General features: G+C 71.4%; 13 protein-coding genes. 8 read left to right on the top strand and 5 right to left on the bottom strand.

Annotated features, from left to right (window positions below; genetic code table 11):
• On the bottom strand, positions 1-691 hold a 691-nt coding region (locus H5J33_RS11710; protein ID WP_181794834.1), incomplete at its 3' end, for an NADPH-dependent F420 reductase.
• Positions 692-764: 73 nt separating this feature from the next.
• Here H5J33_RS11710 and H5J33_RS11705 point away from each other — a divergent pair.
• Together H5J33_RS11705 and H5J33_RS11700 are read left to right on the top strand one after the other, a co-directional pair.
• Positions 765-1,148, top strand: coding sequence for a helix-turn-helix domain-containing protein (locus H5J33_RS11705; protein WP_309485383.1), 384 nt, complete (start codon positions 765-767; stop codon positions 1,146-1,148).
• A gap of 187 nt (positions 1,149-1,335) precedes the next feature.
• Positions 1,336-2,121 carry an SAM-dependent methyltransferase gene (locus H5J33_RS11700; RefSeq protein WP_181794833.1) on the top strand — a complete coding sequence of 262 codons (786 nt, stop codon included), beginning with the start codon at positions 1,336-1,338 and terminating at the stop codon, positions 2,119-2,121.
• 203 nt (positions 2,122-2,324) lie between these two features.
• Here the strand turns inward: H5J33_RS11700 and H5J33_RS11695 are convergent, their stop codons facing one another.
• Complete coding sequence (locus H5J33_RS11695; RefSeq protein ID WP_181794832.1) at positions 2,325-3,014, bottom strand: response regulator transcription factor; 690 nt, start codon at positions 3,012-3,014, stop codon at positions 2,325-2,327.
• A 2-nt stretch (positions 3,015-3,016) separates the two neighbouring features.
• Positions 3,017-3,970 (bottom strand): sensor histidine kinase, encoded by a 954-nt coding sequence (locus H5J33_RS11690; protein WP_181794831.1) that lies wholly within the window; start codon positions 3,968-3,970, stop codon positions 3,017-3,019.
• A 403-nt stretch (positions 3,971-4,373) separates the two neighbouring features.
• Here H5J33_RS11690 and H5J33_RS11685 point away from each other — a divergent pair, with 403 nt between their 5' ends.
• The 4 genes from H5J33_RS11685 to H5J33_RS11670 all read left to right on the top strand — a co-directional run bounded on the left by H5J33_RS11685 (position 4,374) and on the right by H5J33_RS11670 (position 7,634).
• Positions 4,374-4,685, top strand: a complete 312-nt coding sequence (locus H5J33_RS11685; RefSeq protein ID WP_181794830.1) for a TraR/DksA C4-type zinc finger protein — start codon at positions 4,374-4,376, stop codon at positions 4,683-4,685.
• Between the two features lie 32 nt (positions 4,686-4,717).
• Entirely contained in the window at positions 4,718-5,104 is a 387-nt protein-coding gene (locus tag H5J33_RS11680; RefSeq protein WP_181794829.1) for a TraR/DksA C4-type zinc finger protein, read from the top strand.
• Positions 5,101-5,901, top strand: a complete 801-nt coding sequence (locus tag H5J33_RS11675) for a rod shape-determining protein (RefSeq protein WP_309485382.1) — start codon at positions 5,101-5,103, stop codon at positions 5,899-5,901. Before H5J33_RS11680 ends, H5J33_RS11675 begins: the two co-directional genes overlap by 4 nt.
• A gap of 488 nt (positions 5,902-6,389) precedes the next feature.
• Complete coding sequence (locus H5J33_RS11670) at positions 6,390-7,634, top strand: cytochrome P450 (protein WP_181794828.1); 1,245 nt, start codon at positions 6,390-6,392, stop codon at positions 7,632-7,634.
• A 154-nt stretch (positions 7,635-7,788) separates the two neighbouring features.
• Here H5J33_RS11670 and H5J33_RS11665 read toward each other — a convergent pair whose 3' ends face one another.
• A complete protein-coding gene (locus H5J33_RS11665) occupies positions 7,789-8,814 on the bottom strand; it encodes a zinc-binding alcohol dehydrogenase family protein (RefSeq protein ID WP_181794827.1) in 1,026 nt (341 codons plus the stop codon).
• Positions 8,815-8,940: 126 nt separating this feature from the next.
• On the opposite strand from H5J33_RS11665, the gene H5J33_RS11660 reads away from it, so the two are divergent.
• On the top strand, positions 8,941-9,894 hold the full coding sequence (locus tag H5J33_RS11660) for a LysR family transcriptional regulator (RefSeq protein WP_181794826.1): 954 nt from the start codon (positions 8,941-8,943) through the stop codon (positions 9,892-9,894).
• A gap of 198 nt (positions 9,895-10,092) precedes the next feature.
• On the opposite strand, the gene H5J33_RS11655 is transcribed toward H5J33_RS11660, so the two are convergent.
• A complete protein-coding gene (locus tag H5J33_RS11655) occupies positions 10,093-10,308 on the bottom strand; it encodes a hypothetical protein (RefSeq protein WP_181794825.1) in 216 nt (71 codons plus the stop codon).
• Between the two features lie 70 nt (positions 10,309-10,378).
• Between H5J33_RS11655 and H5J33_RS11650 the strand changes: the two genes are divergently transcribed.
• Positions 10,379-11,008 carry a flavin reductase family protein gene (locus tag H5J33_RS11650; RefSeq protein WP_181794824.1) on the top strand — a complete coding sequence of 210 codons (630 nt, stop codon included), beginning with the start codon at positions 10,379-10,381 and terminating at the stop codon, positions 11,006-11,008.
• Positions 11,009-11,118 lie beyond the last annotated feature (110 nt).

The raw sequence follows: 11,118 nt of genomic DNA, 5'->3' as shown, positions 1-11,118 counted from the left end.
AAGGCTTCCTGACGGAAACCCCCGTGCCACCTTCCGTGTCCCGGTGGCTCGGGCCGGCCGCATAGGCCAGCGGAGGTGCGACCGCTTGCACATCCGCTCCCTCGCCGACCCACAGGGCGATGAACAGCGCGGCGGTCGCTTCCAGGAGTCCCGCACGCTCGAGACCGCCGCCGGACACAGGGTCACAGCCGATGTCCCGCACCAACTCGCGTACGCGCGCGAGGGCCGTCTCGTCGTCCCCGCAGACCGGAACGGCCAGTGGCCGCCCATCGAAGACGGGCGGGCGCATGCGCCACACGTCCTCGTGGCAGAGGTTGAAAGCCTTGACCACATGAGCGCCCGGTGCCGCCGCGGCAAGTCGCTGCGCGGCTGAGGGGCCTCCTTCCGTCAGCAACCGGAAGCCCGGGCCGACCGGGTTGGAGCAGTCGAGCAGCACCTTTCCCTCCAGGGCCGCGTCCAGGTCCCGTGCCACGTCCGCTCCCGCCCCGAAGGGCAACGCGGCCAGCACGACCTGACCGAATTCGGCCGCCTCGCGCAGACCGGCAGGCTTCACGTGGCCTCCCATGCGCATCGCGAGCCGTTCCGCCTTCTGCGCGTTCCGTCCCCCGATGATCACCTGGTGCCCGGCCCGCGCCCAGTGGGTGGCGAGCGCGTCGGCCATGTTGCCCGTGCCCAGTACGCCGATTCTCATCACGCGTTTCCTCTCCAAGCCTGCTTCGCCGTTCACGCCGACGTTAGAAGGCGGTTCGGGCACCATTTGGTACGTGACGACCGACACCGACGCCTTCCTCGCCGACTGCCGTGCCCGACTCGCCTTCGACCTGCTCTCCAACACCTGGAACGCCGTGGTGCTCTGGGCACTGCGCGATGGCCCCAGGCGCCCGGTCGAACTGCGGGAGCGGATCGGGGGCATCAGCTCCAAGGTCCTCACCGAGACTCTGCGCCGGCTGCAGTTCAACGGACTGGTCGAGCGGCTGGCAGACCCCGCCGCTCGACCACGGGTCGAGTACCGGCTCACCGCTCTGGGCCGGACCTTGCTGGAGCCCATCGACGCTGTCGGCGCCTGGGCCTTCGAACACGGCGACGAGGTCATGGCCGCCCAGGAAGCGGCATGCACGCCTGACCCGCGGTCCCCTCGTCCGACTTGACAGACGGGGCACCAGCGTGAGGGCAGACGCCGGGGCCCTTCCGTGTGTACGCGTTCGCCCCCGCCGAGGTCACCCTCCGTCCGGGCCGGCCGACCGGCCCCGAAGGGCCTGCGCTGATCCATAATCAGGGAGAGATCGCCGAGCCCGACGGCACACTTCCGATGACAAAGGGGAAAACGGAACAGCGATGACGTTGAAGCCCATTGACACCAGCCGCCCCCACCCGGCCCGCATGTACGACTACTACCTGGGCGGCAAGGACAGTTACCCCGTCGACGAGGAAGCCGCCGAGAGGGTCATATCGTTCCTGCCCGCGATCAGGGCCGCCGCTCGGACCAACAGGAGCTTCATGAACCGGGCTGTCCGGCTCCTGGCCGAACGCGGTGTGCATCAGTTCCTCGACGTCGGTACCGGTATCCCGACCGAGCCCAACCTCCACCAGGTCGTCCAAGCGGTCAACCCGCGATCACACGTGGTCTACGTCGATAACGACCCCATCGTTCTCCGTCACGCGGAGGCCCTCCTGAGCAGTACGCCCGAGGGGGCGACGAAGTACATCGAGGCCGATGTCCGCGAGCCCGACAAGATCATCGAAGGGGCCAGGGAGATCCTCGACTTCGAGCAGCCCATCGCCCTCTCACTCGTGGCCCTTCTGCACTTCGTCTCCGACGAGTTCAGACCGTACGACCTCGTGAGCGAGCTCATGGCCCCGTTGCCCTCGGGCAGCTTCCTTGTGCTGTCGCACGTGACGGGAGACTTCGACCCTGCCGGCTGGGGCAAGGCCGTCGAGATCTACCGGAAGAGCGGCATTCCCGCCCAGGTGCGCTCACGAGAGGAAGTCACCCGGTTCTTCCCCGGGCTCGACCTGATCGACCCGGGTGTCCAAGTAGTCACCGACTGGCATCCGGAGCCGGACCAGGAGTTCGCCGGCGAACAGGTACCCCTCTACGTCGGAGTCGCGCAGAAGCCGTAAGCGCCCCAAGGCGTGGCCGCTCGCCCGAGGAGGGCTGCCCGGGTGGCCGGACGACCGGCCGGCCACCCGGGCGTGCGGCGCGCGTGCGCGTTTCGGAGCGGTGCCGTTCACGGCCCCCGCAGGCGGTGGCGCTGCCGTGCGACGACTGCGGGCGCCGCGGTGGAGGCGGAGGGGGACGTGCCGACGGCGAGCCCGGCGGGAGGTCAGGGCTCGATCAGGCCGACGCGGATGGCGTAGCGGGTGAGTTCGAGGCGGTCGCGCAGGCCCAGCTTCTGCAGGAGGTTCGCGCGGTGCCGTTGGACGGTCTTGACGCTGATGAACAGCAGGTCGGCGATCTCCTTGGAGGAATGTCCCTCGGCGACCAGCTTGAGGACCTCCTCCTCACGAGGGGTGAGGATCTGGTCGGCGGTCTCCTCGCCGCCTCGGACGCGGGCGAGGTAGTTGCGGATCAGCGCGGTGACCGCGCCCGGATACAGGAACGGCTCGTTGCGCATCGCCGCCCGGCAGGCGGCGACCAGATCCTGGTCGGCGACGGACTTCAGGACGTACCCGCAGGCCCCCGCCTTGAGCGCTTGGAAGAAGTACTGCTCGTTGTCGTGCATGGTCAGCATCAGGATGCGCAGGCCCGGCACAAGCGCGGCGAGCTCACGGGCGGCCTGCAGTCCGGTCAGCCGGGGCATGGCGATGTCGAGCACGGCGAGGTCGACGTCGCGGGAGCGGGCCAGTTCGACGGCCTCGGCGCCGTCGCCGGCTTCGGCGACCACTTCGAGGTCCGGCTCCTGGTCGAGGATGAGCCGCACACCGCGGCGGACCAGGGCGTGGTCGTCGGCGAGCAGGATGCGGATCGCCTTCGAGCCCGTGCCGGTGCGGTCGGTCGTGGGGATGTCGGACATGGTCAGGGCTGCTTCCTGGAGACGGGCGCGGTGAGCGTGACGCGGGTGCCGGCGGGGGAAGTCGGGGTGATCTCCAGGCTGCCGCCGATGAGCAGGGCCCGTTCGCGCATGCCACGGATGCCGGCGCCCTCCCGTAGCGTCGTGATGCCGCAGCCGTCGTCGGTGACGGCCAGCACCACGTTGTCTTCGGCGTGCCGCAGGGCGACGGTGACCCGTTCCGCGTCCGCGTGCCGGGCGGCGTTGGTCAGCGACTCCTGCGCGACGCGGTAGAGGACCAGCTCCGTCTGCGGGTCCAGTGCGGGCAACTCGGCGTCGAAACGGCGGCCGACCCGCATCCCGGTGTGCGTGGCGATACCCTCCGCGAGCGAGGTCAGCGCGCTGACCAGCCCCAGATCGTCCAGCACGCCGGGCCGCAGCCGACGCACCAGACGCCGTACCTCGTCCAGGCTCTCCCGGGTGATCTCCTGAGCCTCCCTCAGCTCCTCGCGCAGCGGCTCGGGAGCGTTGTCCGCGGCCCGCTTCAGCCCCAGCAGGATCGCGGTTATGCTCTGCCCGACCTCGTCGTGCAGTTCCTGAGCGATACGGCGGCGCTCGGACTCCTGGGCCATCAGGACCCGGGCACTGCTGGTGGCCCGCTCCTGTTCCAGCCGCTCCAGCATGGCGTTGAACGTACGGATCAGCTCGGCGACCTCGCCGCCGCCCTGCGTGGTCAGACGCTGGCCCGGGCGCAACAGGTCCACGGTGGCCATCAGCTTCGTCAGGCGGCCGAGCGGGGCGAGGCCGAGCCGCAGCAGCACGGCGTTGGCCACCAGCATGACCACCAGGCCGCCCACCAGGATGACCGCCTCGGTGAGGACCACCGGCACCGACACGGTCACCGGCGCCCACAGCAACAGCGCCGTGGCCGTACCCAGCACCACGGCGTTCAGGGCGAAAATCCGCCAGAACAACGACACAGGCTCGCGCCTCCCCTTCACCATGCCGTCCGCCCTCGCTGTCGGGCGTCGCGGCATCCTCACCGGCGTTCATGGTGCCGGAACGCTCGAGTGGGCCCGCGGCCGGCCTGCCCCTGCCGACGCGCGCCGTCCATGGGGCGTGGAGCCCATTCGCCCTGGTGGCGACCACCCATGGCGGCACGTATGGATCCTCCGCCCCCACGCAAATGGGGCCCGCGCCCGATAGGCGAGGGCGGCCGGCCCGGCCAGGCTGGAAGAGGTCACCCCACCAGCGGGTGGTCCGGACGCGCCGCCGGGCCACCCGCGCCCTGCCACAGCACCGGCGCGCCGGTGCCCTACGGCCCCGGAAGCACGTGTCCGTACGAGCTCGGGACAGCCGTACGCCGCGAGAAAGGAAACAGCCATGTCACTCGACGCCACCCGGGCCGGTCTCCACGCGCACGAGGTGCGGCGGCGCCTGGAACACGCACGCTCGTCCCGGCTCGCACAGGTCCAGGCGCTCGACGAGAGCGGACGCAGCACGGACGACCCCCTGCTGTCCGAGCAGAAGGCCGCCATGAAGCAGACCCTCGAAGAGATCGCGGAGGCCTTCGCCCGTCTCGAGGACGGCACCTACGGCACCTGCCTGGCATGCGCCAAGCCGATTCCCGAGGAACGGCTGGAGATCCTTCCCCACACCCGTTACTGCGTCGCCTGCCGGCTCCGCACGACCTGACATCACCCGCACGCGTCTTTCATCGCCGCACCATGACGAGGGGTGACAAGGTGAACCACCGGACCCACGGCGGGAGTACGACCGTCCTGTCGGCCGAAGACCTGGCCGCGCTGCGCGAGAACCTGAACGAGCAGCGCCTGTTCCGCCGGGAGCAGCTGCGCCGGCTCGCGCAGCCCCCGGCCGCCCGGGCCGGGGGAGGGGCACCGCAGACGGCCGCGCGGGCCGAAGTAGGGGCCAAGCTCGCCGCGTCCGCGCGTATGGTGCTCACCGACGTGGAGGCGGCCCTGAAACGCATGGACGAGGGCACCTACGGCATCTGCCGCCGGTGCCGGCGCACCATTGATCCCGAACACCTGAAGATCGTGCCGCAGGCCCGCTACTGTGCCCGCTGCCGGCAGGCCAAGGAGGTCGCCCCGTGACCGGCGGGCGGCGCCCGCAGGCCGCCCCCGTGCGGCACCGGCCCTGGCCGCTGTGCCGGCACTGCCGCGGCATCGCCCTGGACATGGGCAGCGCCCGGACCCGCGTCGTGATCGTCGGCCGCGGGGTGGTCGTGGACGCGCCCACCGTGACCTTCCCCGGTGCGGACGCGGTCCATCCCATCCAGCGCGGCACGATCATCGACACCCCCGGCTGCGCCCGGATGCTGCGGCGCCTGCTCGAGGACCGCCTGCCCCGCCTCGTACGCCCCGTGGTCATCGTCACCGCACCCGTTCTCGACGGGCTCGCCTACCGTGCCCAGGCCCGCGTCGCGGTCGAGGTGCTGCGACCACGTGCCGTCCTCACCGTGCCCAGTGCGCGGGGCATCGCCCTCGCCTCCGGTGCGGACCTGACTCGCCCGCTGCTGGTGGTGGACGTCGGCGCCCACCTCACGGAGGTGGTGCTGCTGAGCGACGGCGCCGTCACCGACGCGCGCCGGACCGCCCTCGGCACCAGCGACCTGGACGATACGACCACGACCGGGGACATCGCCGGAGCGGTCGCCCGGATGCTGACCGTGATGCTCCACCAGGATCACACCTCGCTGACCGCCGACGCCCTGCGCCGCGACATCCTCCTGGCAGGCGGAGGCGCCCTGCGTCCCGATATCCGGCACCGGCTCAGCGCCCTGCTCCCCGCACGGCTGCACACGGTCCCCGCCCCGCACACCGCCGCGGTCCGCGGCGCGGCGACGCTCCTGCGAGCCGCGCACATCCACCCGACGGCAACAGGGAGCTGACCGATACCGCGAACGCGCGGGTGGCGGGGGCATGACACGCTCCGATCCCGGCCACCGTCACCGAGTGCGGCCGGGGCAGGCCGGTTCGCCGTGCCGGACCGGTCGTGGCGGCGAAGCAGGGGCCGGGCTTTCGCTGCCGGAAGCCGACTCTCGGGAGCCGTCGGCGCGGAGCACGGCCACCCACTCGGAACGCCGGTCATACGGCGTAGCCGCTGTGGATGATGCCGCTGTCGCCGCACGAGTTGCGGGCCAGTTCCAGGGGCAGTCGAGCGAGGTCGCCGGTCGGCGATCCGCTGCCGGTGCCCGTCCCACCCGAAGTCCGGGCGGTGCCTGCGGTGGTGGGTGGACCCAGCGGGAGTACCGGGACGCGCGCGTTGCGGCCGGCTCCGTCCCGGACCGTCGCCGCTCGCCGGCCCGGCTCGAAGGGACCCTCGCGACCTCGCCGCCCCAGCCGCCGCAACCAGCACCGGATCTGCTTAGCTGTCGCAATGAGCAACCCAACCTCCCCCACGACGCCCGCCGTTGATCCCGGTGAGCTGTTCGAGGATCCCTACGGCGTCTACGGACGGCTGCGTGAGGAGGGGCCGGTCCACCGGATCACCGGCACGGACGGGCTTCCCGCGTGGCTGGTCACACGGTACGACGACGTCCGCCAGGCGCTCGCCGATCCCCGGCTGTCCCTGGACAAGCGCAACGCGACTCCGGGCGGCTACCGGGGCATGGCCCTGCCACCCGCGCTGGACGCCAACCTCCTCAACATGGACCCGCCGGACCACACGCGTATCCGGCGTATGGTTTCCAAGGCCTTCACCCCCCGCCGCGTCGAAGCGCTCAGGGAGCCGATCCGGCGCACCGCGGACCGGCTGCTCGACTCCCTGGCGGGGCAGGACGAGGTCGACCTGATCCCCTCGTACGCCGCTCCGCTGCCGATCATCGTGATCTGCGACCTCCTCGGTGTGCCCCAGGACCGGCGCGCCGACTTCCGTGCCTGGACCGACGCCCTGTTCGCGCCCGACGCGACGCGGCCGGAACGGGCCGGGGAGGCGGTCGGCCACCTGCTGTCCTTCTTCACCCGGCTGATCGCCGACAAGCGCGCCCATCCGGCCGACGACCTGCTGTCCGCGCTGATCGCCGTACGTGACCAGGAGGACCGGCTCAGCGAGGACGAGCTGATGTCACTGGCCTTCCTCGTCCTGATCGCTGGGTACGAGAACACGGTGCACCTGATCGGCAACGCGATCGCGGCACTGCTCGCCCACCCGGAGCAGCTGGCCGCGCTGCGGGCCGATGCCGCTCTGCTGGACCGGGCGATCGAGGAACTGGCCCGCTACGACGGTCCGGTGCCCCTGGCGATCCGCCGCTTCCCCACCGAGGACATCGTCATCGGCGGCGTCACCATCCCGGCCGGTGAGACGGTCCTGCTGTCGCTCGCCGCAGCGCACCGCGATCCGCGCCGCTTCCCCGACCCCGACCGGCTCGACATCGGACGGGACGCCGGCGGGCACCTGGCGCTGGGACACGGCATCCACTACTGCCTCGGCGCTCCGCTCGCCCGGATGGAGACGGGCATCGCACTCACCGCGCTCTTCGACCGCTTCCCCGGCCTGTCGCTCGCCGTCCCCCCGCACCACCTGCGCCGACGACCGTCCATGCGCTCCCGGGGCCTGCTCGCGCTCCCCGTACGCCCGGCGGACCGGCCGGGACGGTCCGACGCCCACGCTTCGGCCGGATGACCGACGCCGGAACGGCGGGAAGGGAGCAAGGAAGGACCGGCCGCGATGCGTCACCACGTGCGACGGGCCACGGGGCGCCGGGGCCCGTCGGCGGTGACCGGCTCAGATGGCCGGCACAAGTGACCGGTACAAGTGACCGGTACAAGTGATCGGCTCAGAAGCCGGTGAGGGTGATCTTGCCGATGGCGGTGCCGGACTCCATGACGCGGTGCGCCTCACGGAGATTCGCCGCGTTGATCGTGCCGAGGTCCCGCACGGCGGTGGTGGTGATGATGCCCGCGTCCACCAGACGGGCGACCTGGGTGAGGATGTGCCGCTGCCGGTCCTGGTCGGGGGTCCGGAACATGGAGCGGGTGAACATGAACTCCCAGTGGTAGGAGATGCTCTTGGCCTTCAGCACGCCGATGGGCAGGGAGTCGAAGTCGTCGACGGCGACGATCCGGCCGAAGGGGCGCAGGGCTTCGGCGTAGGCGCCGAGGTTGCCGTCGGTGTTGGCTGTGCTGAACACGTGAGTCAGACCGTTCGGGACCACTTCGGCGATCTGCGGAACCAGGGGCTCGCGGTGGTCGATGACGTGCCGTACGCCCATGCGGGTGGCGAACTCGACGGTCTCGGGACGGGAGGCGGTGCCGAGGACGGTCAGGCTGGTCAGGGCGCGGGCCAGCTGGGCGGTGATGGAACCGACGCCTCCGGCCGCGGCGGTGATCAGCAGGGCGCCGTCCTGGTTCAGCCCGCCGTTCTCCAGGCCGAGGTGTTCGAACAGGCCTTCCCAGGCGGTCAGTGAGGTCAGCGGCAGGGCCGCGGCTTCCGTGAAGGACAGCGTGGCGGGCTTGAGGGCCACGATGCGCTCGTCGACCGTGTGGTACTCGGAGTCGGCGCCGGCCCGGTCCAGGGCCCCGGCGTAGTACACCTCGTCGCCGACGCGGAACTGCTCGACCTCCTCGCCGACAGCGACCACGGTGCCCGCCGCGTCCCAGCCGAGCACCTTGATCCCGCCACCCGGGTCGGTGTTCCGCCGGACCTTGTAGTCGACGGGGTTGACGGCCACGGCTTCGACCTTGACCAGCAGATCGTGCGGGCCGGGCTCGGGGACGGGGAGTTCCACGTCGATCAGGCTCTCCGGGGCGTCGACGGGGAGGCTCTCGCGGTAACCGACGGCCCGCATGGTGGTCTGGTTCATGGGAGGGGCTTCACTTCCAGGGTTGGTTGTTCGCGTTGTTCACGGGGAAGTCGTGCCGCCCATCGTGCTCCCGCGGCAGGCCATGAGTCCAACAACTCCGTAGCATCCTTTCTATAAGCTGAGCACATGGCAACGCTGCGACAGCTGGAGTATCTGGTGGCCATCGTGGACGAGGGATCGTTCACCCGCGCCGCGGAGAGCCTCAACGTCACCCAGCCCGGTCTCTCCCACCAGTTCCAGGCACTGGAGCGCGAGGTCGGCGGCCCGTTGCTGGAACGGCTGCCGCGCGGTGTGCGGCTCACCCCGGCCGGCCGGTCGATGCTGCCCCATGCCCGGGCCGCGCTGGCCGAGGCCGGCCGGGCCACGGTGTCCGCCCGCCGTGCCGCCGGCGTGTCCACCGGTGAGCTGCACCTGGCCACGCTCTACTCGGTCAGCTCGGGTGTGCTGCCCACGGTTCTGGGCGTGTGGCGCCGGAAGCACCCGGGCGTGCGTATCCGGCTGTTCGAACACCGCCGGAGCGACGAGATGGCGCAGGCCATGACCGCGGGCCAAGCCGACGTGGCCGTAGGCCCCCTGCCGGAGGACTGGGAGGGCACCGCCCGGCACATCGGGGCCGAGGAGTTCCTGGTCGTCACCCGGTCCGACGATCCGGTGGCGCTCGCCGACCGGGCACCGCGTGTCCGGCTGTCCGATCTCGCCGAGCGGGAGTGGGTGCACTTCACCCCGGACAGCGGCCTGTCCGACATCCTCGAACAGGCCTGCGACGCCGCCGGATTCCACCCCCGGGTCGCGGTACGCACCGAACAGGCGCCGTCGGCCATCGGGTACGCGGCGGCCGGGCTCGGTCCCACGCTCGTGCCCGCCAACACCATCCCGCCCCATTTCGCCGGCGCCTTCCTGCGCCCCGATCCGCCCCTGCGCCGGCAACTGACCGGATACACCCGCACCAGCCCGGATCCGGTCACCGCATCCTTCCTGGAGCACCTTGCGGAACACGCCCCGCTGATGCCGGCGCACGTCGCCGGACGTCTGCGCACCGCCGGACGTTCCGCCCGTCGTCCGCCATCCGAACGCGAATGAGCCGCCGAACGACCGGACGGATACAAAGAGACACCCCGGCCAAGCCCACGGGTCCCACTCGGCGCCGCCTGACATCCATGGAGACGCGGTGGGGCGCGGGGCGCAGCAGATGCACCGGAGCCGCGCCGCCGGTGAGCCGATCGGCTGTGATCTCGGGCGTCCGCGCCGGTGTCCTCGCGCGCCCCGACACCGCCCGGATCACCGCGCGCATCGGCATCTGATCAGTCGGCCGTAGCAGGTGCGGGCGAAGGCCACGGCACGGTACCGGCGGGCGGCGACGAGGGAGCGGAGCGGGGTGAGCCGCTGCGGTGCCCGGGCGGCAAGAGCCTGGATCATCACGGCGACGGAGGAGCCCGCCAGGCGCGCAGAGCGGTGCCGGTCCTTGTGGTCCCCGGCCGGCAGGCCGCCGGTCACCGGAAGCACCATTGTCGTCGGCCGATACTTCGGCACGCACCGAAACGTCCTGCCCCTAGCGTCTTGCGGCATGACGACTGACACCCACCGAGTGATCCGGCCGAGCATCCTCTACTTCGGCACGCCCGTGGTCCTGCTGACCACCGAGAACGACGACGGCACGTTCAACCTCGCCCCGGTCTCCTCCGCCTGGGCGCTGGGGCAGCACATCGTGCTGGGTGTGGGCAGCGAGAGCCAGACCGCGCGCAACCTCGCGGCGCGCTCCGAAGTGGTGATCAACGTCGCCTCGCCGGAACTGTGGGAGCGGGTGGAGCGCCTGGCACCGCTCACGGGGGCCAACCCGGTGCCCGAGAGCAAGCGGGCGGTGTACCGGTACGAGCCCGACAAGTTCGCCGCGTCCGGGCTCACCCCGGTCGGTTCCCACATCGTGAAGCCGCCACGGGTCGCCGAGTGCGGGCTCCAGCTGGAGGCACGGGCCCGCGCGCTGACGCCGGGCGGAGCGGGGCTCTTCTTCAGCGTCGAGTGCGAGGTGCTGCGCGTCCACGCCGACGAACGCATCGTCGTACCGGGCACCCATCACATCGACCCCGCACTCTGGAGCCCGCTGATCTACAACTTCCGCCACTATCACGGCTTGGCACCGGAAGTGGGGTACGGCTTCCGCTCGGAAACCGTGAAGGCGACGACCCGTGCCGCGTGACGGCCTGACCGCCTGGACGCCGCTGCGGACCCGACCTCCGGCCCACCGCTGCCCGCCCGTACGGGAATGTCGGGGAAGGCCGGCCGATCGGGGCCCCGGAAACCCAGTGG

It is taken from the genome of Streptomyces sp. WELS2, from assembly GCF_013870595.1.
Lineage (GTDB): Bacteria > Actinomycetota > Actinomycetes > Streptomycetales > Streptomycetaceae > Streptomyces.
The sequence above is the reverse complement of the archived record's forward strand: the minus strand, read 5'-3'. Positions and strand labels throughout refer to the sequence as shown.